The organism is Olsenella uli (assembly GCF_901212655.1).
Lineage (GTDB): Bacteria > Actinomycetota > Coriobacteriia > Coriobacteriales > Atopobiaceae > Parolsenella > Parolsenella uli_A.
The window spans coordinates 105,277-129,038 of the sequence record NZ_CAAKON010000021.1 but is presented as its reverse complement, the minus strand read 5'-3'; the positions used below and the strand labels follow the sequence as shown (position 1 = coordinate 129,038).

General features: G+C 66.3%; 17 protein-coding genes and 4 tRNA genes. 17 read left to right on the top strand and 4 right to left on the bottom strand.

What is annotated here, in order from left to right; translation table 11 throughout:
- Positions 1-56: 56 nt before the first annotated feature.
- The 11 genes from secG to EFAMC2_RS04205 all read left to right on the top strand — a co-directional run bounded on the left by secG (position 57) and on the right by EFAMC2_RS04205 (position 10,236).
- On the top strand, positions 57-308 hold the full coding sequence (gene secG, locus EFAMC2_RS04255) for a preprotein translocase subunit SecG (RefSeq protein ID WP_187325143.1): 252 nt from the start codon (positions 57-59) through the stop codon (positions 306-308).
- Between the two features lie 395 nt (positions 309-703).
- Positions 704-794 (top strand) — tRNA-Leu (locus tag EFAMC2_RS04250).
- Positions 795-921: 127 nt separating this feature from the next.
- Positions 922-3,150, top strand: coding sequence for a SpoIIE family protein phosphatase (locus EFAMC2_RS04245; protein ID WP_154027412.1), 2,229 nt, complete (start codon positions 922-924; stop codon positions 3,148-3,150).
- A gap of 215 nt (positions 3,151-3,365) precedes the next feature.
- On the top strand, positions 3,366-4,142 hold the full coding sequence (locus tag EFAMC2_RS04240) for an anti-sigma factor antagonist (protein WP_154027411.1): 777 nt from the start codon (positions 3,366-3,368) through the stop codon (positions 4,140-4,142).
- A 177-nt stretch (positions 4,143-4,319) separates the two neighbouring features.
- A tRNA-Gly gene (locus EFAMC2_RS04235) sits at positions 4,320-4,395 on the top strand.
- A gap of 208 nt (positions 4,396-4,603) precedes the next feature.
- On the top strand, positions 4,604-6,751 hold the full coding sequence (locus EFAMC2_RS04230; RefSeq protein ID WP_187325142.1) for a Tex family protein: 2,148 nt from the start codon (positions 4,604-4,606) through the stop codon (positions 6,749-6,751).
- A 257-nt stretch (positions 6,752-7,008) separates the two neighbouring features.
- A tRNA-Gly gene (locus tag EFAMC2_RS04225) sits at positions 7,009-7,084 on the top strand.
- Between the two features lie 40 nt (positions 7,085-7,124).
- Positions 7,125-7,198, top strand: a tRNA-Cys gene (locus EFAMC2_RS04220).
- 213 nt (positions 7,199-7,411) lie between these two features.
- Positions 7,412-8,377: a putative ABC transporter permease gene (locus tag EFAMC2_RS04215; RefSeq protein WP_261980061.1), complete on the top strand. Its 966-nt coding sequence runs from the start codon at positions 7,412-7,414 to the stop codon at positions 8,375-8,377.
- Positions 8,378-8,765: 388 nt separating this feature from the next.
- On the top strand, positions 8,766-9,491 hold the full coding sequence (locus tag EFAMC2_RS04210) for a Bax inhibitor-1 family protein (RefSeq protein ID WP_187325141.1): 726 nt from the start codon (positions 8,766-8,768) through the stop codon (positions 9,489-9,491).
- 184 nt (positions 9,492-9,675) lie between these two features.
- A complete protein-coding gene (locus EFAMC2_RS04205) occupies positions 9,676-10,236 on the top strand; it encodes a hypothetical protein (protein WP_154027406.1) in 561 nt (186 codons plus the stop codon).
- 980 nt (positions 10,237-11,216) lie between these two features.
- On the opposite strand, the gene EFAMC2_RS04200 is transcribed toward EFAMC2_RS04205, so the two are convergent.
- On the bottom strand, positions 11,217-13,022 hold the full coding sequence (locus EFAMC2_RS04200; RefSeq protein ID WP_315985350.1) for a 1-deoxy-D-xylulose-5-phosphate synthase: 1,806 nt from the start codon (positions 13,020-13,022) through the stop codon (positions 11,217-11,219).
- Positions 13,023-13,391: 369 nt separating this feature from the next.
- Here EFAMC2_RS04200 and EFAMC2_RS04195 point away from each other — a divergent pair, with 369 nt between their 5' ends.
- Both EFAMC2_RS04195 and EFAMC2_RS04190 read left to right on the top strand, forming a co-directional pair.
- Entirely contained in the window at positions 13,392-13,811 is a 420-nt protein-coding gene (locus EFAMC2_RS04195; RefSeq protein WP_315985349.1) for an HD domain-containing protein, read from the top strand.
- The gene (locus EFAMC2_RS04190; protein ID WP_154027402.1) at positions 13,808-14,722 is read left to right on the top strand and encodes a putative ABC transporter permease; all 915 of its coding nucleotides are present in this window, start codon (positions 13,808-13,810) and stop codon (positions 14,720-14,722) included. The genes EFAMC2_RS04195 and EFAMC2_RS04190 overlap by 4 nt, the downstream gene beginning before the upstream one ends.
- A gap of 30 nt (positions 14,723-14,752) precedes the next feature.
- Here EFAMC2_RS04190 and EFAMC2_RS04185 read toward each other — a convergent pair whose 3' ends face one another.
- Together EFAMC2_RS04185 and EFAMC2_RS04180 are read right to left on the bottom strand one after the other, a co-directional pair.
- Positions 14,753-15,700, bottom strand: a complete 948-nt coding sequence (locus EFAMC2_RS04185; protein ID WP_154027400.1) for a D-2-hydroxyacid dehydrogenase — start codon at positions 15,698-15,700, stop codon at positions 14,753-14,755.
- A 153-nt stretch (positions 15,701-15,853) separates the two neighbouring features.
- Positions 15,854-16,531 carry a Crp/Fnr family transcriptional regulator gene (locus EFAMC2_RS04180; RefSeq protein WP_154027398.1) on the bottom strand — a complete coding sequence of 226 codons (678 nt, stop codon included), beginning with the start codon at positions 16,529-16,531 and terminating at the stop codon, positions 15,854-15,856.
- Positions 16,532-16,942: 411 nt separating this feature from the next.
- Here EFAMC2_RS04180 and hcp point away from each other — a divergent pair, with 411 nt between their 5' ends.
- Positions 16,943-18,547, top strand: coding sequence for a hydroxylamine reductase (gene hcp, locus EFAMC2_RS04175; RefSeq protein WP_222838516.1), 1,605 nt, complete (start codon positions 16,943-16,945; stop codon positions 18,545-18,547).
- Between the two features lie 236 nt (positions 18,548-18,783).
- On the opposite strand, the gene EFAMC2_RS04170 is transcribed toward hcp, so the two are convergent.
- A complete protein-coding gene (locus tag EFAMC2_RS04170) occupies positions 18,784-19,860 on the bottom strand; it encodes a 6-phosphofructokinase (RefSeq protein ID WP_154027396.1) in 1,077 nt (358 codons plus the stop codon).
- Positions 19,861-20,124: 264 nt separating this feature from the next.
- Here EFAMC2_RS04170 and EFAMC2_RS04165 point away from each other — a divergent pair, with 264 nt between their 5' ends.
- The 3 genes from EFAMC2_RS04165 to EFAMC2_RS04155 all read left to right on the top strand — a co-directional run bounded on the left by EFAMC2_RS04165 (position 20,125) and on the right by EFAMC2_RS04155 (position 23,624).
- A complete protein-coding gene (locus EFAMC2_RS04165; RefSeq protein WP_154027394.1) occupies positions 20,125-20,703 on the top strand; it encodes a YqhA family protein in 579 nt (192 codons plus the stop codon).
- 319 nt (positions 20,704-21,022) lie between these two features.
- Entirely contained in the window at positions 21,023-21,970 is a 948-nt protein-coding gene (locus EFAMC2_RS04160) for a VanZ family protein (RefSeq protein WP_222838515.1), read from the top strand.
- A 211-nt stretch (positions 21,971-22,181) separates the two neighbouring features.
- Positions 22,182-23,624, top strand: a complete 1,443-nt coding sequence (locus EFAMC2_RS04155; protein WP_154027390.1) for a Sapep family Mn(2+)-dependent dipeptidase — start codon at positions 22,182-22,184, stop codon at positions 23,622-23,624.
- The last annotated feature ends 138 nt before the right edge of the window (positions 23,625-23,762 follow it).

The following is a 23,762-nucleotide window of genomic DNA, read 5'->3' as shown; positions in this document are numbered from 1 at the left end:
GCTTGTGGTATTGTTAGAAACTGTTTTGGCTGATTCCTGCTTGAAGGAGCAATATCTTGGTTCCGATGAATACGATTCTGCTGGTTGCGTGGGCCATCTCGGCCGTGGCGCTCATCATTCTGGTGCTCATGCACTCCGGCAAGGGCACGGGCGTCTCCGACATGATTGCGGCGTCCATGTACAACTCCAATGCCGGCAGCGGTATCTGGGAGCGCAATCTCGACCGTCTCACGGTCATCGCCGCCCTCGTCTTCATCGGCACGATCGTTGTCTTCATGCTCACCTACCCGCTGGGCACCATCGGTTAGGGTAGCTCGTTTTTTCCAATTGGCTTTGCGTCAATCGGGTTTATTGCGCGGCATGTTTGCGTGCGATCTTTCTGGGCCCCGCGTCTTCATGACGTGGGGCTTTTTGGTTATACGCAAGTTTGATTAGAGACTTTTGGGAAGCTATGTGGTCTTGTCAAGAAGTCAATCGAGCGTGCATTGCATGACCTTTCCTTCGGTATTCTGCGATTACCGATTACCGATTACCGATTACCGATTGCCGATTGCCGATTGGCCTTACATGCGTCGTTTTCGCTGGCACCAGGATCGCTGGGCAATCATTTTTGAAAATGGGGCTTGCGCGGGGGTAGAGGGGCATGTATATTACATCTCGCGCAACGGGAGCTGGAAATCCGGTAATCGTTAAGCACTTGAAAGTCGGAGTGGCGGAATTGGCAGACGCGCTAGCTTGAGGTGCTAGTGACTGACTAAAAGGTCGTGCGGGTTCAAGTCCCGCCTCCGACACCAGCAAAAGTACGGGCCTTCGGGCCCGTTTTTGCTATTTAGGCAGAGTGCTCCTGCCATCCTAAGGTGCCGCCGGCCAAGGCATGGACGCCAATCCGGTCGTGTTCCCGTCAGCCTATGGGGAGGGCCCATGTCAGACCAGAAGGCGCTCGCAAAGATCGGCAGCGTTGGCCGCCAGGCAGTTCCCGGCGTTCTCTCCACGCTCATGTCGCTCACCTCCGATGCCGTGCTCGTCTTCGACGGTGACGGCCGCATCATTGGGGGCAACCCCCAGGCGGAGGCTCTCACGGGGCTCGCGCTCCACGAACTTATCGGCACGAGTGCGGGCGACCTTCTGTTTGACGCCAACCGGGTTCATGGGGAAGATGCGAGCACGATTCCCCTTCCCACGGATGGCTCGCGCGTTGAGCTCTCCCTGCGGCTTGCCTCCGGCGGCGCTACCATCGTTGGCGCCCGCTGCGACCGTGTGAGCGCGCCGGGGGAGACGTACCTGCTCGTGATGCGTTCGCAAGACCGCTCCGTGGAGGCGAGGCGCGAGCACGACCGCCTGGTGGACGAGCTATCCCTCGCGAACCGACGCCTCTCGGGCACCCTGCGCATCGTGCTCGAGACCATCGACGCCCAGAACCTGGACATCCTCTTCAACGAGGTACTGGAGCAGATCTCCGACACCCTCGACGCCTCCGGCGTGCTCATCTTCCTCTCGGAGGCGGACGGCTTTAGGCTTCGTGGCCGCACGCGTTCGCTCTCCGGTCGAACGGTTCCGCAGTTCATGGCCTATGGCGAGGGACTCGAGACGATGGTGACGAAGGCCGGCGTGGCGCTGCGCCTGCGCCTCATGCCGCCGAGCGAGGAGAGCCTGCGCTCCGGAGCCCTCCAGACGCGCGAGCTGCTTGACGAGGACGCTGGCGTGCGTCGCCGCATCCCGGCGCGCCGGGTGCCGCCGTTCTCGAGCCTCATCTGCGTGCCCGTGTGGTTTGGCGGGCATGTCATCGCCATCATAGAGGTGGGCTGGGCCGAGGCTCGCGCCGTCCGCAGGGACGACGCGCGCCTGCTGGACTCGGTGGCCCAGTACCTCTCCGTGGAGCTCGCCGCCGCCATCTCTGCCATGCACGCCGAGCGCAGCCAGCGCCTGGATGCCGCTGCCGCCCGCCTCCATGACCATATCGACGCCCATCCGGAGCAGATTCTCGATGGTGACCTCTCCGAGGCCGCGCGCACCCTTTGCGAGGAGATGGACGTGCGTCTCGTCCCCATCAATGTGGGTGCGCACCAGGGTAGATGCATGGTTGACCTGCCGGAATGTGGCATCACGGAGTTCCCCTTTGCCATCGACAAGCTGGTCTGCGGCTTCCAGGACGCGGACATCGCCGTGGTTCCCATGACGCGGGGCTCCGAGCTGGCCGCCTGGCTGGCGCGGAGCGGCTGTCCCTCCACGGGTGCCCTGCTCGACCTTGGTGCGATCGCAGGCGAGCGCAGGGCGGCCCTCGTGCTGCGGTCGCTCGACAAGGAGCCTCTGGAAGACGGCGAGCTCGACCTCCTCAGGCGCGTGGCGCTCGACGTACGCCTTACGGCCGAGGCGGGCGAGCGACGGACGAAGGACACGCACATCTCCCAGGCACTCCAGAACGGCATGAGAAACGAGCTCCAGCACGTCGATGGCATCACGGGCCACGACCTCTATTCCTCGGCCACCAAGACCGCTCTGGTGGGCGGTGACTTCTATGACCTCATTCGCCTGCCCAATCGGCGCGCCTGCGTGATTCTGGGAGACGTCTCGGGCAAGGGCATCGAGGCTGCGAGCGTCTCCGCTGCCGTCAAGACGGCGCTTGGGGCCTACGCGTGGGAAGGGCAGCCCCCGGCGCGCATGGTGCGGCTGCTCAATGACTTCCTGCTGGGTTTCTCCCGGCTCGAGACCTTCGCCACGTTGTTCGTGGGCATGATCGACCTCAGGCACGCCACGCTCACCTACTGCTCGGCGGGCCACCCGCCAGCGCTTCTGCTGCGCGCCTCCACCAACGAGATGGAGACGCTCGACGAGCAGTCCAGCGTGGTGGGTGCCTTCAAGGGCATGATTTACCGCGACGGTCACGTGCGGCTCTTGGAGGGGGACAGGCTCCTGCTCTACACGGACGGCGTGACGGAGGCGCGGAGCCCCTCGGGTGCCTTCTTTGGCGAGGCGGGTCTGCGCGACGCCGTTATGGACGAAGCCTCGGCTGACTTTGACGGGCTGCTGGCAAGGTTGCTCGGTAGGCTCGACGTGTTTACCGAGCGCAACCTGGACGACGACGTTGCCATGGTTGCGCTGCGCTTCGATACGCTTGGCCACGCTCGCCGTTCCTCGCGCTCGAAGGGATAGGCTGCGCGTAGGGCCTAGGGCGTAGGACCTAGGGCGTAGGGTGTCGTGTACCGGTGCCCGGCGTCGGCCTCCACTCGTTGGACGTCGGGTGGTGGGCGTCGATCCCTGGCGCCGGGCTCCGCCCGCTTGGCGTCACTTGCCAGGGAATGTGCGCCGCTGGCACCTAAATCAAGCTTGCAAGGTTAGTGGGCGGGGATGCTGGGCAAAATGGCCACATGGCTACTGCATCCGACATACTCGTGATTCCCCTCGAGGGCGACCTGGACGTCGCCTCCGTCCCAAGGGTGCGCAGCTATCTCGAGCAGCGTATCGCGGAGGGCTGCACGCGTGTCATCCTCAACCTCGCGTGCACGGAGTATGTGGACAGCCTTGGGATGGGCCTCATCCTTGCTACGGCGAGGCGGCTGGCAGACCGTGGCGGTCAGCTCTCCCTTATCTGCGTGAGCGACGATGTGTACCGCATGCTGTGCATCTGCCGTCTCGTCGACTTCATCCCCGTGCGTAGAAACGCCCCCAAGCCCGCGATTCCCGCGCTCGACCCCATGGTGCTGCCCGTGTGGAAGAGCACGATGCGCGTGCCCGCCGAGCAGCTACAGGCTGCGCGCCGGCGCCTCGAGGAGCTGCTCGCGCGCACAGACCTCACGCCCGACGAGGCGTTCGACCTCACGCTTGCCGGGGGAGAGGCCCTTGGGAATGCCGTCGACCACACGTGTGCCGAGGGCGTGCTGCTGACGATCGCCGCATATCCGGACCGCGTCGTCATCGAGGTGACCGACTGCGGCGACGGGTTTGAGCTGCCGGCAGGCGAGGAACCTCCCTGCGGGTCTTCCGAGGGGGCGCCTGGCGAGATTGAGCGTGGCCGTGGCATCAAGCTCATGCGCATGCTGGCCGATGCGGTGGACATCCGGCGCAAGACGACGGGCTGCGGGACGATGGTGCAGCTCGTGAAGCTCTTCACGCCCCCTGCGGCGCGCGCGGTGGCAAAGGACTGACGGGTGGCCGTCGACGCTGCGTTCGGAATTCGTCTTCCAGGGGCTTGGCAGGGGCGTGATGTCCCCAAATGGCAATTACGAGTCACTCGGTTTGCCCTGTGCGGGCAATGTGCTCGCGGTTTTTTTAATTTAGGGCTTGCATTATTTGGCGCGTTCCCGTAACTTACTATCACGCACGCGGACATGGCTCAGTTGGTAGAGCACCACCTTGCCAAGGTGGGGGTCGCGGGTTCGAGCCCCGTTGTCCGCTCCATGAATTTGCAAGCCGGCCTTCGGGTCGGCTTTTTTTGTCCGGTTTGTTTGCGAAGCTTGTGCGAGAGAGTTGGCAATCTGGGCCTACCTGGCTGACGCGGCCGACAGCGGGCCGTTCGTCCCACTCTGCCCGGCTGCAGGCCTGCTGCGTCATACCGCCCGTTGGCAATGGCCAGCGCGACCAGACGGAGCTCATGAGGAGGAGTCCCATGGATATCATCGAGACGCTTGCGAGCGAGCTGGGCGTGGATGCCCGACAGGTACGTGCCGTCGTGGAGCTCATCGATGCGGGCAACACAATCCCGTTCGTCGCTCGCTACCGCAAGGAGGTCACGGGCGGGCTCGACGACGTTGCCCTGCGCGCACTCGAGGAGCGCCTCGCCTACCTGCGCAACCTCGAGGCTCGCAAGGCGGAGGTGCTGCGGGCCATCGACGGGCAGGGCAAGCTGACGCCTGAGCTGAGGCGCCAGATCACGGAGGCCACGGTCATGAGGCGCGTGGAGGACCTCTACAAGCCCTTCAGGAAGAAGCGCACCACTCGTGCCTCCAAGGCGCGCGATGCCGGACTGGGGCCTCTTGCCGAGCTCGTGCTCTCCCAGGCCGCGGGAGCCTCCTCGGCACTCGAGGCCGCCGCCTCCTACGCGAACGCGGCCGGAGGCTATGCCACGCCCGAGGAGGCGCTTGCGGGCGCCTGCGACATCGCCGCCGAGGCCATTGCCGAGGATCCCGAGAGCGTGGAGGACCTGCGCGGTTTCACCGCTCGCGAGGGGCTGCTCGTCACCGAGGCCGTGGACGAGGGTGCCAAAACGCCTTATGAGCAATACTACGGACACTCGGAGCCTGCCCGCTCGATGCCCAACCATCGCGTGCTGGCCGCGAACCGTGGCGAGCGTGAGGGCAAGCTGCGCGTTCGCCTCGACGTTGACAAGGACGTTGCCGTCGCTCGCCTTGGCAGGCACGTGCCGCGCCGGCGTGGGGTCTTTGCCGATGCGCTCGACGCCGCCGTGGCGGACGGCTACAAGCGCCTCATGGCGCCCTCGCTCGAGCGCGAGCTGCGCGGCGAGCTCACGAAGCGCGCGCAGCAGGACGCCATCCGCGTGTTTGCCAAGAACCTCGAGGTCCTGCTGTCCCAGCGTCCGGTAAGGGGGGCGCGCGTCATCGCCATCGACCCCGGCTTCAGGACGGGCTGCAAGGTCGCCGTGCTGGACGAGTTCGGCGGCCTGCTCGACCACACGACCATCTATCCCACGCCGCCGCGCTCAGACGTTGCCGGCAGCAGGCGAGAGCTGACCCGCCTTGCCAGCCGACATGCGACCAACACCGTGGTCATTGGCAACGGTACGGCAAGCCGGGAGACGGAGGAGGTCGTGGCGGGCTGGATCTCGGAGTATGGGCATGGCCTTCGCTACACCATCGTGAACGAGGCGGGGGCCTCCGTGTACTCCGCCTCCGAGCTCGCGAGCAAGGAGTACCCAGACCTTGACGTCACCACGCGCGGCGCCATGAGCCTGGGCCGGCGTCTCCAAGACCCGCTCGCGGAGCTCGTGAAGATTCCGCCTCAGTCCATTGGCGTGGGCCAATATCAGCACGACCTCGACCAGAAGGAGCTGGGGCGTGCCCTGGCGGCCGTGGTGGAGGACGTGGTGAACCGCGTGGGCGTTGACGTCAACACTGCCAGCGCGAGCCTGCTGGGATATGTGAGCGGCATCTCGCCAACCGTCGCCAAGAACATCGTGTCCTACCGGGAGGAGCGCGGTGCCTTCACGAACCGCCGGCAGCTCAAGAATGTGCCCAAGCTCGGCCCCAGGGCCTTCCTCAATTGCGCAGGCTTCCTTCGTATATCCGGGGGCGACAACCCGCTGGACGCCACGAGCGTCCACCCGGAGAGCTATGACGTGGCGCTTGAGGTGCTCAGGCGTGCCGGGGTGGGGCCCAAAGCGCTTGCTGCCGGTGGCGTCCCGGGTATCGGCAAACGCCTGGGCGACGTGGACGCGCTGGCAGATGAGCTCGGCTGTGGCGCACCCACGCTGCGAGACATCGTGGGGGAGCTCGAGAAGCCCGGCCGGGACCCGCGAGACGAGGCGCCCGAGGTGGTCTGGAGCCACTCGGTGCGTAGCCTCGAGGACCTCAAGCCCGGCATGAAGCTCAAGGGCACCGTGCGCAACGTCGTTGACTTTGGCGCCTTCGTGGACGTGGGCGTTCACCAGGACGGTCTCGTGCACATCTCCAAGTTAGCGCGACGCTTCGTGCGGCATCCGAGCGAGGTCGTGACGGTTGGCGACGTGGTGGACGTCTGGGTGCTTGCGGTGGACGTGGAGCGGGGCAAGATCTCGCTGTCCCTGGTGGAGGGCGAGTAGGCGCTCTGTGGCGACGGTGGATGCCGGGCGGTGCCTCGCCTCGCGGATGTGGGGCGGCTCGAGTCGCAGCGGGCGCGGGAGCGTGCGACCGCGAGCACACCTCTCGGTCGCGGCTCTGCCCCTTCTCGAACGCACCTCTCGGTCGCGGCTCTGCCCCTTCGGGAGCGTGCTCCTCGGACGAGGCTCAACCCTTTGCTGAAATTCGCAAAAAAGTGCTTGCGCGAATGCCTGGGTTTTCGTAGAGTATTTTCTTGCACGCGGACATGGCTCAGTTGGTAGAGCACCACCTTGCCAAGGTGGGGGTCGCGGGTTCGAACCCCGTTGTCCGCTCCATGATAATGAGCGGCCGGCCGAGCTGCCGGCCCTTTTCAGTGGCGACGTGGCCAAGTGGTAAGGCATGGGCCTGCAAAGCCCCTACCCCCAGTTCGAATCTGGGCGTCGCCTCCAAGTATGTGCAAGGACCTCGGCTGTGCTGGGGTCCTTTTTATTGGGTACCATGGGTGTGTGCGTGCTGTAAGCCTTCTTCGGGTGGCTTGCTGCTGGCGTCGTGTTGGCGGCGGGCCCTGAAGACGGCGGGCACCTCGTGCTCCGCACAGAAGGCCCTCGTGTCAGCGGAGAGCCGAACCGTCCTGAAGACCCGATGATGGGAGCCATGGGCCCGTGGTCAGCGTTCTGCTCATACTCATGCTCGTGGGTGCTGCCTATGTGCTGTTCCTCTGGATCGCACGCACGGTGGGGTATCGCCGGGCGAGCGGGCAAAGCTTCCGGAAGCTTGCCCGGCGCGGGCGCGTGCCAGAGGACATGCGCGAGGTGGCAGACGAGGTCATTCTCGACAGGCAGGAGCGCAGGGCTGCCAAGCGTCGCCGCGACCCCGCCTACGCCCAGATGCGCACGAGGCCCAAACCGCGCCTCTCGGCAGAGCAGGTCAAGGCGCTCAAGGCGGCGCGCAGGTCGGTCCGGGACGACTGGCTCGACCACATGCATCCCGGCTTCTACCACTACGTGATCATCTTCATGGTTGCGAGCGTGGCGGGGCTCATCCTCGAGATGACGTGGATGCTCGTGAGCTCCGGGCGGACGGAGCTGCGCGTGGGGCTCGTCTGGGGTCCCTTCTCGCCGCTGTACGGCTTTGGCGCGGTGCTGCTCACCATCTGCCTGTGGAACTTCCGCACCGCCCCGTCGATTCACGTGTTTTTGGTGTCGGCGGCGTTGGGCGGCGGCCTCGAGCAGACCACGGGCATGCTCATGGAGGACCTCTTCCACGCGCAATCATGGACCTATTTGGGACTTCCCGACGCTATCACGCAGTGGATAGCCTGGCGCTTCCTCTTTGCGTGGGGCGTCATCGGCCTCGTTTGGTGCCGTGTCGTGATGCCGGAGGTCATCTACCGCATAGGCGAGCCCACGACGCGTGCCCAGGTGGTCATCGTGACCTTCATGACGGTGTTTCTCGTGGTGGACATGCTTGCCACGGTGTACTGCTTCTACCGCAAGGCGCAGCGCGACGTGGGGATTCCGCCCGCCAATGCGGCTGACGTGTATGTAGACCAGCACTTCTCCGACGAGTTCATAGCAGACCGCTTTCAGAACCTCGTTGTGGGAAAGGACCTGGAGCCAAACGCGTAGTTCAGTGGTGCTTTGACTGGCTGCCGTGAGGGTCTGCCTATGGTGAGCGCGCATGTGCGGGGTTCCCTTCCGGGCGCTTGGGTGTGTGGCTGTTGGACGCATGTGGGTGTTGCGCTGGGCACGTTGGGGCTGCCCCCTGAGTTTCGCTACGCTCCTCGTTTGCTCCGGGTCCATAGGGCGCGGCGGCCCAGTCTAGCTTGCGTGCAAGCACACGCCGAGCAAAGCGCATACGTGACGGTTTAGTTTGTACGCAGGCATGCGCAGCGGCCGTGCCGAGCAGATGGAGGGCTGGCGCCCGGACTCTGGTGTGGCGGGAGTGGGTACAGACATCTCAAGGACGTTTGGAGCGTCAGCCGCCTCAGCGGTGGCGCCTGAAGATTGGACTGATATGGCAGAGAATCGCAACCCCTTCGATGCCCAGGGTGGCATCGAGCCGTATTCGCCCTTCGTAGTGGAGGAGCGTTCGGCTGGCAGCGGCAAGCCGCTGTCGCTCCGCGGATACACCCTCGCGCTCACGGGGCTCGTGTTCGTGGGCTTTCTTGTGATGGGCGCGTGCGCGAGCCTCTTTGGTGACACACGCGTGCTGCTCCTGTTGCTCGACCACTACCTCACGGTGACGATCGTGAGCCTGGTGGCGAGCATCGCGGGCATTGTCATGATGGGCCGCGCGAGAAGCTCGCAGTCCGTGGGCCTCTCGCTTGCCGGATACGCGCTCTTCGTGCTCTCGTTTGGCTTCACCACGTCGACGATTCTGCTCATGTACTCCGCTCAGACCATCAGCACGGCGTTCTTGGCCACGGCGGGGCTCACGGCCACGTTTGCGTGCCTGGGCATCGCCTTCCCCAGGGCGTTCGCGAAGATCCAGGGCATCCTGGGCATGTCGCTTTTGGCCCTTATCGTGGTGCAGGTTGTGATGGGCCTCATGGGAGTAAGCCAGACGGGCATCGACCTGCTTGTCATCGTGGTCTTCTGCGGGTTCATCGGCTATGACTTCTACCGCGCCATGCAGGACGAGCCCACGCTCGTGAATGCCGTGCACAACGCTTCCAACCTGTTCCTGGACATCATCAACGTGTTCGTACGCGTGCTGTCCATCTTTGGGCGCAGGGATTAGACGCTCGATCGTCTGTTGGGATGAGGGCGCTCTGGGTGCCAAGAACGCTTGTGCCTGCATCAAGTCGGTCTGGTTGGGCCCGCCTCCGGTTTTTCCGGGGCAGGCTCTTTTGTTGTCTGCACAACAGTTTGCTTTGACGGACTCTGCTACCATTACGGTGTCAATTTGAGTGAGGGGAGCCCCCATGTCCGAGAACATCCAGCACGGCGCCGTCGCCGGAACCGATGACGCCAATCTTCGCGCGCAGATCGAGGAGGTCGCCCGCTGCCAGGACGAGCTCGTCGCCGAGCTTGTTGGCCTGGGAGCCACCATGAGCGCCGCCATGGACGCCCTGCCGGGCTTCGTACCGTGCGGCCATGCCTTTGGTGTGGTCATCGAGGGCCTGAATGCCTCCGCCGGCCACTTCGACCCCGCCTATATCCGCCAGCTCACCGAGGCGGTGCGTGCCCGCAGCGAGCATGTCTCCGACCATCGCGGTGTTCCCCAGGGCAAGGTCGTGGACGTGCGCTCCGCGCTCGGCTCTCAGGACAGGCTCGCGGCCATGAGGGCCCAGCTGCTCGTATCGTTGCAGGGCATTGCCCCGCACGCCATGCGCGCCATGGAGCTTGGGGTCATGAGCGATGACGTGGACGTTGTCCTTGCGCGCGGCCTCGCGGCGCTCGGCAATGGCGAGGCTGGGGCTTCCGAGCTGCACGCCGCCCTCGCCGCCACGAGCGAGGCCGCCCGCATCGCGCTGACGATGTAGCGGAGTGTCGTGGCCGTTCGGGCCCTCTCCGCCGCGAGCGAGGCCGCCCGCGGCGCGCTCATGACGTAGCCGTTCGTTGGGGCTGGCGCTTGTGCGTGCTCCCGCGTGCCTTCCCGGTTGTCCGGGAATCTGGCCGTTGGGTGTCGCTGACTGGCGCGGCTGCCGTTGCTGCGAGGCGTGTGAATCGTGGGCGTCTGGGTTGCTTTCCGAAACCGCTCGTTGGGGCTGGCGGCTGGCGCTCTTCCGCACGGGTCCCAGTTGTCCGGGAATCTGGCCGTTTGCGAACCCAGACAGACTTGTGACGGGCTTCCGCATTCTGGTTCCTGGGAAAAGCAGGTTCCGGTTCCTTCCTGTCCAGGAATCCGGCCGCTTGCGTAGTGCGGCAGTGGAGAGGGCCTGTTTGTCCACGGATTCGCGCGATTGCGTAGTTGAGGCACGAGAAGAGGGCCGAGAAAGCCGAATCGGGTGCGCGACGTGGGCCGTGCAGGATGCATTGAATAGACAGCTTCTTATTGATAGTTTAGAAAACTGCAGGTAGATAGCTTGTTGCGACTGCCGTGATGCGTCTTGGCCGAGAAGGCCGGGGCGCCCGTTGCGTTTGAGCCTCGGTCGCCGAAGCCTCAATTGCGCAATCAGCCGAGTTTCTGGACAAACTACCCTGTCGCTTTGCCTCAAGAACGCAACCGGCCGTATTCGTGGACAGGCCGTGCGGTTAGGGCTGGGGTGCGGACGATTTCTTGGACCAACTCGGGCTCAACTCTATGTCGGCAGCGCAACCGACCGTATTCGTGGGCGGAGTGCGGTTTGTGGCGACCCATGGCTCCGCCTTTGGGAGTGCACGGGGTTCATGGCTGCAAGAGGCCGTCACGCAAAAGCTCGCGATTGCATGGGGCATCCAACTTGTGGTGGCAGGCCCCGTGCGGACCCGATTCGTTCCTGCCCCGCGGAACCCGGGCCCACGCGAGCAATCAAACGCTTCGTTACTCGTGGCCCAGGTCCGAGAGGGCATCGGCGACAATCTGGGCCTCGGTCATGCCGCAGCTCTTGAGCAGCTCCTCGGGCACATAGCGGTCTGGGAAGCCGTGCGGCAGGCCGTAGCAGCGCACGTGCGCGTCTGAGTCACCCAGGATACGGGCGACGTGCTCGCCAAAGCCGCCCTCGAGCACTCCGTCCTCCAAGGTCATGACGAGCCTGGCCCCGCGCGCCGCATCTCGGATGGCGCCCTTGTCCAGGCAGGTGGCCCTGCGCGGATTCACGACGCGCGCGCCCACGCCGCGGTCTGCCAGCGCGTCGCTCACGCAACAGCCCAGCGGCAGCGTAGCTCCAAGTGCGAGAATCGCCATCTCGTCGCCCTCGCGTACCATCTCGAACGGCGCGTTGTCATAGCCGTTCGCGCACAGCTGGACCCTTGGCCTCGAGACGACGGCCTTGCCCGGCACACGAATGGCCACGGGTCCCCTGCGGCCGTCGAGCGCCCACTCGAGCATGGAGAGGTACTCCTCGCGGCAGGTGGGGGCCAGGTAGGCGAGCCCGGGCATGTCCCCGAGCATCGCGATGTCATAAAACCCAAGGTGGGTGGCATCGGTGGTCCCATAGACGGAGGATCCGAAAACGAGGATCACCACAGGCGCCGCGTTGAGGCAGACGTCATGCCAGAGCTGGTCGTAGGTGCGCTGGAGGAACGTCCCATAGACGCCCCAGACTGGCGTGGCGCCCGCCTGGGCGAGGCCGGTGGCAAAGGTGGCCGCGTGCTCCTCGGCGATTCCCACGTCCACGAACTGGCTGCCCGCAGCCGCGCGGCGGTCGGGCGTAAAACCCATCATGTAGGGCGTGGCCGACGAGATGGCAACGAGCGAGCGGTCGCGGCGCATGCGGTCGAGCAGGAAGGAGCCCGTGATGTCCGCATAGGTCTCGGGCGGCGTGGCCACGATGCCGCCATGCTGGTCGTGCGCGAAGGGGTGCCTTTTCTCGCCGGTGACGGGGTCGAATGGGCCCACGTGGTGCCAGGACTCCTCGTCTGCGAGGGCCGGGGCAAAGCCGAGGCCCTTGCGCGTGTGCACATGGAGCACGACGGGTCTCTCGCTCCCGCGCAGGCTCTCGAGCGCTGCTTCGCAGGCTGCCTCGTCGTTGCCTTCCTCGAGGTAGCGGTACTCGAGGCCCATCGCGCGGAAGAGGTTGTCACGGGCCGTGCCGCGCGTCTCCCGCAGGTGGGCGAGCCCCTGGTAGATACCACCGTGATCCTCGGCAATGGACCACTCGTTGTCGTTCACCACGATGATGAGGCCACCGCCGAGCTCGGCGGCGTTGTCGAGGCCCTCGAACGCGAGCCCGCCCGAAAGCGAGCCGTCGCCGATGACGGCCACGACGTCGTGGTGCTCGCCCCTGAGGTCGCGCGCCTTGGCGAGGCCGCAGGCGAGGCTTATGGAGGTGGAGGTATGGCCCATGGCAAAGAGGTCGTGCTCACTTTCCGCGGGGCTCGTGAACCCGGAGACCTCGCCGTAACGGGAGGGGTCCAGGAACGCCTGGGCGCGCCCGGTGAGCATCTTGTGGGCGTAGGTCTGGTGGGAGACATCAAAGACGAGCTTGTCCACCGGCGAGCGGAAGACGCGGTGGAGGGCAACCGTGAGCTCGACGATGCCGAGGTTGGGGCCAACGTGGCCACCCACGGCGGCGGAGCTCGCTATGATGGCGGAGCGAATCTCCTCGCAGAGCGCGGACATGGCGGACGCCGGGAGGGCGCGCAGGTCCTCGGGTGTGTGTATGCCCTCGAGATACATGCGACCCATTCCTTCCATCATCGGCTTTCGAGAACTTCTAGTGTTGCACACTTGGGTATATGAGTTGTGGATAAGCAACTAAGGTACCGGGCGAACGGCTCTATCCAGGGGCGACGCAAGACCGGGGAGCGGTTTTGCGGCGTTGGCGTACGGGGTGGTTCCTGCGCGCTGGTAGCGGGCTGCGTGAAGAAGGGGGCCGCGTCCGTAGGATGGCACTGAGGGCAGGGCTGTGGTCAGGAGCGAGCATTGAATCTGTCTGACAGGACGCGACATGGAGATGGGGCGCGCCCCGCGGAAGAGGCACGCCGTGCGGCCGAGGTGCGCCGCGAGGCGGCCCGGCTCGAATACGAAGGAAGGCTGGGGGAGTGCCGAGGCTTCGTGCAGCACGGCGACGTCTCGGTGTACGCCCACGTCTGCTCCGTGGCGCTCCAGAGCCTGCGCATGGCCGATGCCCTCGGGCGCCGTGGCATCCGCGTCGACCGCGCGTCGCTCCTGCGTGGGGCGCTGCTGCACGACTACTTCCTCTACGATTGGCATGTTCCCGACCCCTCGCACCGGCTCCACGGCTTTCGGCATCCCTTCACGGCCTTGCGCAACGCCGAGGCGGACTTCCGGCTCGGCGCCCGCGAGCGCAACATCATCGTTCGTCACATGTTTCCGCTCGTGCCGATCCCTCCCTGCTGCCGCGAGGCCTGGATCGTGTGCTGTGCCGACAAGCTGGTGGCCCTGCGTGAGACGCTTGTCCCTCGCGTCCCGTCGCGCCTCTTGCCCGCGTGGCTGAGGAGGGCCGGGGCATGAGCGCCTACGACCTCGGCACGGCCTTCGTGCCCCAGGCGCCGCTTGCCGCGCTCTTCCTCTCGTTTCTCGTCTACAGCTTCGTGGGCTGGGCCTGGGAGTCCACTGCCTGCGGCCTCATGAACCGGGGGAGGTTCGTCAACAGCGGCTTTCTACTCGGCCCGGTCTGCCCCATCTACGGCGTGGGCGCGCTCGTCTGCTGGCTTCTTTTGCGCGGCATCGACGCCGTGCTGGCCCAGTTCCTGGCTGCGGGCGTGGTGTGCTGCGGCATCGAGTACGTGGTGGGGCTCATGCTCGAGCACATCACGGGCGCGCGGTTCTGGAACTACGAGGACCAGCCGTTCAACATCAAGGGGCGCGTCTGCCTCTATGGCTTTCTGCTCTTTGGGGCGGGCGCCACGCTGGTGTGTAAGGTGACCCAGCCGGCGCTGAACTTGGTGCTCGGCCACGTGCCGGCCGCCGTGCTCGCGCTCGTGGCCGCGGCATGCGCGGTTCTGCTCGCGGTCGACCTCGTGTTTGCCATGGCGAGCTGGCGTAGGCTCTCGTCCCGCCTCGAGCAGCTGCGCTGCGAGATCTCGCTCAGGCTCAACAATCAGTTGGGTGAGGTCTCCGAGCGCATGATCGAGCGGCTCCCGCCCGAGGCGGTCGAGCGCGTGGGGGAGGCGTACGAGCGCACGAGGGACGCCTCGGCGGGTGCACTCAACCGTCTTGCCGAGCGCATGCCCTCCAAGCTCGAGCTGCCGGAGCTACCCGAGTGGCTCTCTGCCGCCACGGATGCGGCCGTGTCGCAGCTTGGCCGCAGGGACCTGCGCTTCTTCGAGGCGTTCCCGCAGATTCGCTTCACGCGCTATGACGACGCCATCGACCGCGCCCACCTGCGCGACCGCGTGCGCGACCTGTTTGGCGGCAAGTAGGACAACGGGGTGGCGCGCGCCCCAGGGCCGCTAGCGGCGGACGAGGTTCCTGAGCTCGGTGCCTTCCTGGAGGTGTCCCAGGTTCTCGATGGCGATGTCGACGATGTTGTCGAGCACGACGGGCAGGTGGAAGCCGCCCGAGACGTGCGGGGTGACGAGGGCGTTCGGGGCGTCCCAGAGCGGGTGGTCCGCCGGTAGCGGCTCCGGGTTCGTGACGTCGAGGGCGGCTCCCGCCAGGTGCCCGCGCTTAAGCGTGTCGATGAGGGCCTGGGTGTCCACGAGGTCCCCGCGGCCGCCGTTTGCGAAGTAGGCGCCGGGCCTCATGGCCGCGAAGAAGCTGGCGTTCGCGACGCCGCGCGTCTTGGTCGTGCTTGGGAGAAACGACGCCACGACGTCCGCCTGCCCAAGGAGGCTGGGCAGCTCGTCCATCGTGCCCATGGACTCGAAGCCCGGTCCCGGTTCCGCAGCGTGGCGTCTCACGCCCGTGACGTGCGCCCCGAGCGCCGAGGCGAGCCGGGCGAAGTGACCCCCGATGTCACCTGCGCCCAGCACGAGGACGCTCGCCCCGGTGATGGTGACAGAGGGCCCGCGGTCTCCCCAGACGTGGGCGCGCTGGTCGTCGCGGTAGGCAGGCAGGTTCTTCATGAGCGAGAGCAGCATGACGAGCAGGTGCTCGGAGACTGCCTGCCCGTAGGCGCCGCTTGCCGAGCAGAGCGCTGCCTTGGGCGAGAGCCCGATCGAGGCGAGGTAGTTGTCGTAGCCGGCGGAGTTGAGCTGCAGCAGGCGGAGGCTCGTTGCCTCTTCCAGACGGCTTGGCGCGAGGTTGCCAACGATGACTTCGGCCGCGCCAACCTGCTCGGGCGTGGCGTCCTCGTAGCTTGCGTAGGTGAAGCTCGCGAAGGGGGCGCCGGACTCGAGCCGGGCGCGCTGCTCCTCGCTCAGGGGCAGCAGGACGAGAACGTTTAGGGGTTCGCTCATGAGGCTCCTTCTTTCGGGGCTTATATGTTCGGTGTGTGTCGATCGCTTGCGCGCGACGGCCGACTGCGCGTGCAGTGACTGCCTGCGCACGCGGTGGCGCCCGCACGCGTGGCGGCCGCCTGCAAGCGTGGCGGCCGCCGGTCCGCGCGGCGGCTACTCGTGCGTGTCACACAATAGCTCGAAGTCGCTTCGCCTCGTCTTGATGAGGCCGTCGCGCTGCATGCGGCTTAGCTCGCTCGAGAGCGCGCTGCGATCCACCCCGAGGTAGTTTGCGAGCTGTTGGCGGTTGAAGGGAATTGTGAACCGTCGCGATCCTGTGCGCGTGGCCTCCGCAGAGAGGTACGAGAGCAGCTTGCCGCGCATCGTCTTGGGGCTTGTGTGGAAGGCGCGGCGCGAGAGCTCGATGTTCTTGCGTGCAGAGATGGCGAGCAGGTTGGCGAGCAACTTGCCGTGGTAGGCGCAGGCGCCGGGGCACATGGTGGCGATGCGCCGAACGTCGAGGAACAGCGCCTCCGTCGGCTCCGCCGCAACGACGTTCACGAGCAGGGGCATGTCGGGCGCGCAGGCGTAGCTCTCGGCAAAGACGTCGCCCGCACCGGCAAAGCCGAGGACGGCGGTGTTTCCCCACGGGTCTGCCCGCTCTATGCGAACACCGCCTGCGAGCACGATGCCGAGCGAGCGAACCGTGTCGCCCATCCGTAAGATGGCCTCCTCCGCGTCGTACGTGCGGCGGTGCGCGTCCAGGCAGCCGAGGAGCGTGGGAAGCTCCTCGTCCCTGATGCCGCGGAAGAGCGGCGTGGTGGCGAGTCGTGCGAGGTGGGTTTCGTCCATGGGTGGCTCCTTTTGCTTGAGCGTTGACGACTTGGGGTTTGAGCGGCGGTCTTTCGCGGGGGACCGGCACCTTTCGGCTGATGCTGCCGGGACGTGGACGCTTCTTTGTGTCCGAATGACGCATTGTGTTGTGTAAACAACATACACGTCGTAGTCACCACCGTATAGTCCTTCCTTGCCGGAAGGGGCACAGCTCGAGATGCTCGCGAGGCGTCGACGTAACGAGTCTCGTGTGTGGCACTGTTGCCAAGAGCGCCCGGGCGAGGCGCTTGCGCCATGGCCTGCGCGAAGTCCTGGCGCCGCTTTGTCTCGCGCGCGGCGCTGGTGCCGAGAAGCCAGGGATAGGCGTGACGGCGCGTGAGCCCGTGGCGCCACTTCCGGAGCTGACGATCACCAAGGAGAGGACATCGCATGGTCGACATCGATACCAGCAAGCTCGCATCCATGTTCTGCTTCCAGTGCGAACAGACGGCCGGCTGCTCGGGATGCGCCGGCTCGGCGGGCGTGTGTGGAAAGGACGCGGTCACGGCCCACGATCAGGACGAGCTTACCGGGGCGCTCGTGGGTCTTGCTCGCGCCGTCGAGGGCAACCCAACGGATGCGAAGACCGACGAGCTCATGCTCGAGGCCCTGTTCGCCTGCGTCACGAACGTGGACTTTGACGCGGGCGCCGTCCGGGCGCTCACCGGGCGCGTGCGCGAGTTTGCGGCAGGGCTCAACGGCGGCGTGGCACCCGAGGAGTACGACCTCGACCAGCTGTGGAACGCGGCCAACGAAGACATCCGCTCCGTGAAGTCCCTTATCCTCTTTGGCCTGCGCGGCATGGCCGCCTACGCGCACCACGGCTTCGTGCTCGGCTACACGGACGAGGCGCTTGCCGCGGACTTCTATCGGTGCCTGCGCGCCCTGGGGTCCGAGGCTGGTGTGGCGGACCTGCTGCCCGTTGCCCTCTCGGTGGGCAAGGCCAACTTCGCCTGCATGCGCCTGCTCGACCAGGCAAACACCGAGACCTTTGGCATGCCTGCGCCCGCCGAGGTGTCGCTCGCCGTGGAGCCCGGTCCCTTCATCGTTGTCACCGGTCATGACCTCAAGGACCTGAAGCAACTCCTCGAGCAGACCGATGGCCGTGGCGTGAACATCTACACCCATGGCGAGATGCTGCCCGCCCACGCCTATCCCGAGCTTGCCAAGCACCCGCAGCTCAAGGGCAACTTCGGCACGGCCTGGCAGAACCAGCGCCACGAGTTTGACGGCCTGCCCGCGCCGGTGCTCTTCACTACGAACTGCCTCATGCGCCCCAAGGCGAGCTATGAGGACCGCGTGTTCACCACGGGCGTGGTGGAGTTCCCGGGTGCCGTCCACATTGATGTGGCTGAGGACGGCACGAAGCACTTCTCCGCCCTCATCGAGCGGGCCATCGAGCTGGGCGGCTACGCGGAGCGGCAGGAGCTCACGGGTATCAACGGCGGCACGAAGGTGACTACGGGATTTGGGCACGATGCGGTGCTCGGCGTGGCCGACAAGGTCATCGAGGCCGTGAAGAGTGGCGTGGTGAGGCACATCTTCCTCGTGGGCGGCTGTGACGGCGCGCGCCCGGGCCGCAACTACTATACGGAGTTCGTGAAGCAGACGCCCGCGGACACGCTCGTGCTTACGCTGGCCTGCGGCAAGTACCGCTTCAACGACCTTGACCTGGGCACCGTCGGCGGGCTGCCGCGCCTGCTCGACATGGGCCAGTGCAACGACGCCTACAGCGCCCTCGTGGTGGCCACGGCACTTGCCGAGGCATTTGGCTGCGGCGTGAACGACCTCCCGCTCACGCTCGTGCTCTCCTGGTACGAGCAGAAGGCCGTCGCGATTCTGCTCACCCTGCTCGACCTGGGCCTCAAGGGCATCTACCTGGGTCCGACCCTACCGGCTTTCGTGAGTCCGAACGTGCTCAACACCCTCGTCGAAGGCTACGACATCCACCCCACCTCCACCCCCGAGGCTGACCTCGCCACCATCCTGGGCTAACCAAAAGGCCGCTCGCGCCAAAGGCACGAGCGGCCTCCCTCGTCCCCATCAAGTTAGGCGAGCTCCCTGGTTCGGCCCGGCGTACCGCATCCGTTCGTCGCCTAGCGCCCCTAAGCGAGACAACGCAGGTCGGGGCCGCCGGCATCCGTTCGCGAGGGCTAAGGGACTTGCGCAGCAAGTGACCCGAGCGCACGGATGCCGGCGGCCCCGACCGGCGGGACCTTATGTGGGGGGCGCTAGTCGCCGAACGAGATGCCGAGCGCCTTGGCCTCTCGGACCAGGTCGCTCTCCGGGTCCACGTACTTGAGCTTCCCGGCAACCTCGGTGAGCGGCACGCAGCACATCTTGTTGTTGCGCTTGGCCACCATGATGCCAAACTCGCCGCGCAGGCAGGCGAGCGCACCCTCGACGCCACACTGCGTGGCAAAGATGCGGTCCTGGGAATCGGGCGCGCCGCCGCGCTGGGTGTGGCCCGGCACCGCCACGCGCACCTCGCGTCCCGTGCGCTGGGCAATCTCCTCGGCGATGTCGTAGGCCACGGAGGGCTTCACGCGGGCGGCCACCTTCTTCTTGTAGGCCTTTTTGGGCATGGCGGCCTCCTCCTTGGTGATGGCGCCCTCGGCTACCACCACGATGGCGAAGCGACCGCCGTCCTTCTCGCGCTGCTCGATGGCCTTGACCACGTTCTCCATCTCGTAGGGGATCTCGGGGATGAGGATGACGTCCGCACCGCCCGCGATGCCCGCATGCAGCGGAATCCAGCCCACCTTGTGGCCCATGATCTCGATCACGAAGACGCGCCCGTGGCTGCTTGCCGTGGTGTGGATGTCGTCGATGCAGCGCGTGGCCACGTCGATGGCGCTCGTGAAGCCAAAGGTGATGTCGGTGCCCCAGGTGTCGTTGTCGATGGTCTTGGGCAGGGCGATGATGTTCAAGCCCTCCTGCGCCAGGCGGTTGGCGGTCTTGGTGGAGCCGTTGCCGCCCAGCATGAAGAGGCAGTCGAGCTTGAGCTTGTTGTAGTTGCGCTTCATGGCAGGCACCTTGTCCACGCCGTCGGCCTCGGGCGTGTCGAGGCGCTTGAAGGGAGTGCGGCTCGTGCCGAGGATGGTGCCGCCCTGGGTGAGGACGCCAGAGAGGTTCTGCCACTCGAGCTTGTGCCAGCGGCCGTAGATGAGGCCCTGGTAGCCGTCCTCGATGCCCCAGATCTCGACGGGCTCCTTGGACTTGTTGAGGATGGTCTTCACGACGCCACGCATGGTGGCGTTGAGCGCCTGGCAGTCTCCGCCGCTGGTGAGCAGCCCGATTCTGAGCATGGGATCCCCTTTCGGGAGTGTCGCGCCCCGGGTGCTGACGAGCGGACGCGGCCATGGTCATGTCGGCGCTCCAGTTTGGCACAACGCGGCGGCCGATGTTGCGGGCGTGGCTGTGCGGCTGGCGTGTTTTGGCTCGTGCGGTGGCCAGCACAGTCCGCTCGGTGGCAGCTGGGCCCCCTTTGGTGGCCAGCACAGCGCAAGGACAGTGTACGGGCGCCGCGTACCGCACAATGGAGGTAACCGAACCCGCGAGTCAGGAGACACATGGCCAGCCGAGAAGACGCCAACACCCAGATGCCCCCTCGCCCAGCGCTCGCAGAATGTGGCCCGGAGAGTCCCCAGGATCCGGGCAAGGGCATCGGCGGGCACAGCGTGCAGCAGGGCATCATTGCCGGCACGAGATTCATGGCTGCCATCCCCAGCGTGGGGCTGCTCGTGGCGGCGCTCACGCTCACCATCCGCACGCTGATGGACGTGGGCGTCATTACCACGGGCGTGCTGCGCGGCGAGCTCGACATGCAGACGATGCTCGTTGAGTACATCGAGTGCGCGGACTTCTTTCTGCTCTCCATCGTCATGTACATCATGGCGGTGGGCCTCTACTCGCTCTTCATTGACCCGGACGTCCACATGCCCGAGTGGCTCGAGATCCGCGACCTCGACGACCTCAAGGAGAAGCTCGTGGGTGTCATCGTCGTGGTGATGGGCGTCTACTTCCTGGGCCAGCTCATCCACGGCACCGATGCGTTCGAGCTGCTCTACATGGGCTTTGGCATCGGCGCCGTGGTGACGTCGCTCACGCTGTTCGTGCGCTTCGTGATCTCGGGCAAGCATGGCAGGTAGGCGAGGGCGTCCGGGCGGAGGCCCCGTTCAAACGCTGAGTTCACAAGGGGCGGCAGCTCCTGGCGCATGCAGCAGGGATTGCCGCCCCGCTTGTCTCGCCGAGTCCATGGAGCTTGTGTTGATGATGACGCCATGCGTGCCGGGGCCTCGAACACGCGAACCGCGGCCTGGCAGCCGTTCAGCGCGCTCTTGACGTTGATGTCGATGGGGCGGACGGCCCGCGGCGATCCCGGGGCCGCATCATGCCCGCATCGCCGCAGGCATCTCCAATCCGTGGCATTCTCATGCGCGCGGCGGCGGGCGTTGTACACTACGCCGCATGACCGATGAACGTATACAGATTGACGGGCGCGGCGAGCTGTCTGATGGGCCGTCGGCGGGTTGTGAGCACAAGGGCCCTGGGCGCTCGCGGGACGACGCTGCCGCCCTGGGACGCGGGCGCGTGCGTGGGGGCGAGCGCTTGCGGAGCCGCGGGCTCTGGCTCCTACGCGTCGTCTCGCTGGTGTGCCTCGTGCTCTCGCTCGTGGCCATATGGGCGCTAACCGAGCAATCCGCCGAGGGCACCTCGCGGCTCTCGGCTTCTGCCGAGCGCGTGGCGAGCGAGGTCGTGGCCTCGGCCGCAGGGGCGGCCTCTGGCGGAGAGGTGAGCGCCGGCCACGGGGAGGCTGCCACCGCGACGGACGGGGGAGAGGCACCTGCTGTCGGCAGTGCCTCCTCTAAAGCCGATGACTCGGACCCGAGCGAGGCGACCCAGGGCGCGATTGACTCCACGCAGGCGTCCGAGGGCGCATCCGATTCCTCGCAAGCCCCCGACCTCTCGAAGCTGCCGAGGGTTGCCGCGTTCTGGCTCCAGCGCGTGCGTCGCGTGGCGCATGCCGTCGAGTTTGCCGCGGTGGGCCTCTTCGCCTCGCTTACCGCGATCTTTTGGCGAGGCGTCCTTGGGGCCGGGCCCGGCGCTTCTCGGCGTGGGGACACCCATGGCCCAGGGCGCACCGCCGGCCGCGCGTCGGCCACCGGGCGCGGGCCCTCGGCTTGCGCGCTGTTCGCGGCTACGGTCTGCTTCTGCGCCCTGTGCTCGCTCGTGGACCAGACCCACAAGATCTTCGTGCCCGGGAGGCACTTCGACGTCAAGGACCTCCCGTTCGACCTTGCCGGGTACCTGGTGGCGTCGCTTGTTGTATTCGGCATCTGGAGGGCACAGGATCGGGTCCGTGCGGGGCGCTCCGCGACGGGTAGCCCGAAGCACTGGGGTCGTCAGCGGCGATGACGCACGGCTCGCTTTGCGCCGTCGGTCCCGAGGCCACGACGGGTGTCGACGGGAGGCCTGCTCGAGGCGCGCCGTGCCGGCGACGCCAAAGCCGTAACGGGTGCCGATGGGGCGCCGCCTCCGGCGCTCTACGCGCTACACTGGTTTGGACTGAACCTATCTGCGCCGCTCGCCGGCAGCGCGCGCCGCGCATGGAGACTAAGGAGGCCCCATGGCCAATAACGACCAGCTCAAGCATGATATTGACGCCTTTGTGGACCGCGTGTGGCCCGAGGTGCTCGAGGATATCGCGGAGCTCGTGAGCCACCGCAGTGTGGAGGAGCTCGACCGTGCCGAGGAGGGCGCCCCCTGGGGTCCCGGCCCGCGCGAGGCCCTGGACGAGGCACTCTGCATCGCGGACCGCATGGGCCTCAACGCCCACGACTGCGACGGCTACCTCGGCTATGCCGACCTTCCCGGCGTCTCGGAGAAGCAGATTGCCACCATCGCCCATGTAGACGTGGTTCCCGAGGGCCCGGGCTGGCACACCGACCCCTACAAGATGGAGGTCCGCGACGGCTGGCTGCTTGGTCGCGGCGTCATCGACGACAAGGGCCCCGCCGTGCTCTCGCTCCACGCCGCACGCTTCTTTGCCGAGCGGGTCGAGGAGACGGGCGAGAGGCTCCCGTACACGCTGCGCGTCATGCTTGGCGCCAACGAGGAGACCGGCATGGGAGACGTGGACTGGTACCTCGAGAACTATGAGCAGCCGGCCTTCCTGTTCACGCCCGACGCCGAGTTCCCGGTGTGCTGCGGCGAGAAGGGCCAGCTCTCGGCCACGTTCCGCTCTCCTGAGGTGGCGGGGGGTGCCGCTGAGAACGAGCCGGCTGCCATCGTCTCGCTCGACGGCGGCACGGTGACCAATGCCATCCCGCGCGAGGCCCAGGCGTACGTGCGTGCCGACGCCGCCAAGCTTCCCGAGGCCGAGGGCATCGTCATCGAGGCCGCCTGTGACGGACTCGTGCACCTCACGGCGCACGGCATCGGTGGCCACGCATCGCTGCCGGCGGGCACCAAGAACGCCATCGGCATGCTGTGCGACTACCTGCTCGAGAACGGCGTGTTCTCCGAGGCACAGCGCCCGTTCCTCGAGCTCGAGGCGCAGGTCATGGGCTCCACGGACGGCTCCACCTTGGGGATTGACGCCACCGACGACATCTTTGAGCCGCTCACCTGCATCGGCGGCACCGTTCGCACCACGGCCGACGGCCGCTTCGAGCAGACGGTGGACTGCCGCTACCCCAAGTCCACGACCTCCGAGGCCATCGCCGAGCGCCTGGCCGACGTCTCGGCCTCGCACGGCTGCGAGTTTGTGCTGGGCAACACGGTGCCGCCGTTCTATGTTGACCCCTCCTCGCCCGAGATCCAGACGCTCGTGCGCAGCTACAACGAGTACACGAGCCGCGACACCCAGCCGTTTACGATTGGCGGCGGCACGTACGCTCGTCACTTCGCCAACGCCGCGAGCTTTGGCCCCGAGGAGCCCGAGGCCGAGACGCCCGAGTGGGTGGGTCAGATGCATGGGCCGGATGAGGGCGTGAACGAGGAGCAGCTGCGCCTCGCCCTGAAGATCTACATCTACGCGATTGCGCAGCTCATGGAGCTTGAGCTGTAGCGTCACCTGCATTGGTCCATCGAACCTGACCTTTGGCTGCGCTCCCGCGGCTGAACTATCACAGAGAAGCGCCTCGGCACCTGATGGTGTCGGGGCGCTTCTTTTGTTTGCACGCTCGAATTGAGGGGGCTGGCGCAG

Coding starts and splice junctions, on each gene's coding strand:
- EFAMC2_RS04245 (WP_154027412.1), top strand. CDS start 922: ATGTCAGACCAGAAGGCGCTCGCAAAGATCGGCAGCGTTGGCCGCCAG.
- EFAMC2_RS04240 (WP_154027411.1), top strand. CDS start 3,366: ATGGCTACTGCATCCGACATACTCGTGATTCCCCTCGAGGGCGACCTG.
- EFAMC2_RS04230 (WP_187325142.1), top strand. CDS start 4,604: ATGGATATCATCGAGACGCTTGCGAGCGAGCTGGGCGTGGATGCCCGA.
- EFAMC2_RS04210 (WP_187325141.1), top strand. CDS start 8,766: ATGGCAGAGAATCGCAACCCCTTCGATGCCCAGGGTGGCATCGAGCCG.
- EFAMC2_RS04205 (WP_154027406.1), top strand. CDS start 9,676: ATGTCCGAGAACATCCAGCACGGCGCCGTCGCCGGAACCGATGACGCC.
- EFAMC2_RS04200 (WP_315985350.1), bottom strand. CDS start 13,022: ATGGGTCGCATGTATCTCGAGGGCATACACACACCCGAGGACCTGCGC.
- EFAMC2_RS04190 (WP_154027402.1), top strand. CDS start 13,808: ATGAGCGCCTACGACCTCGGCACGGCCTTCGTGCCCCAGGCGCCGCTT.
- EFAMC2_RS04185 (WP_154027400.1), bottom strand. CDS start 15,700: ATGAGCGAACCCCTAAACGTTCTCGTCCTGCTGCCCCTGAGCGAGGAG.
- EFAMC2_RS04180 (WP_154027398.1), bottom strand. CDS start 16,531: ATGGACGAAACCCACCTCGCACGACTCGCCACCACGCCGCTCTTCCGC.
- hcp (WP_222838516.1), top strand. CDS start 16,943: ATGGTCGACATCGATACCAGCAAGCTCGCATCCATGTTCTGCTTCCAG.
- EFAMC2_RS04170 (WP_154027396.1), bottom strand. CDS start 19,860: ATGCTCAGAATCGGGCTGCTCACCAGCGGCGGAGACTGCCAGGCGCTC.
- EFAMC2_RS04165 (WP_154027394.1), top strand. CDS start 20,125: ATGGCCAGCCGAGAAGACGCCAACACCCAGATGCCCCCTCGCCCAGCG.
- EFAMC2_RS04160 (WP_222838515.1), top strand. CDS start 21,023: ATGACCGATGAACGTATACAGATTGACGGGCGCGGCGAGCTGTCTGAT.
- EFAMC2_RS04155 (WP_154027390.1), top strand. CDS start 22,182: ATGGCCAATAACGACCAGCTCAAGCATGATATTGACGCCTTTGTGGAC.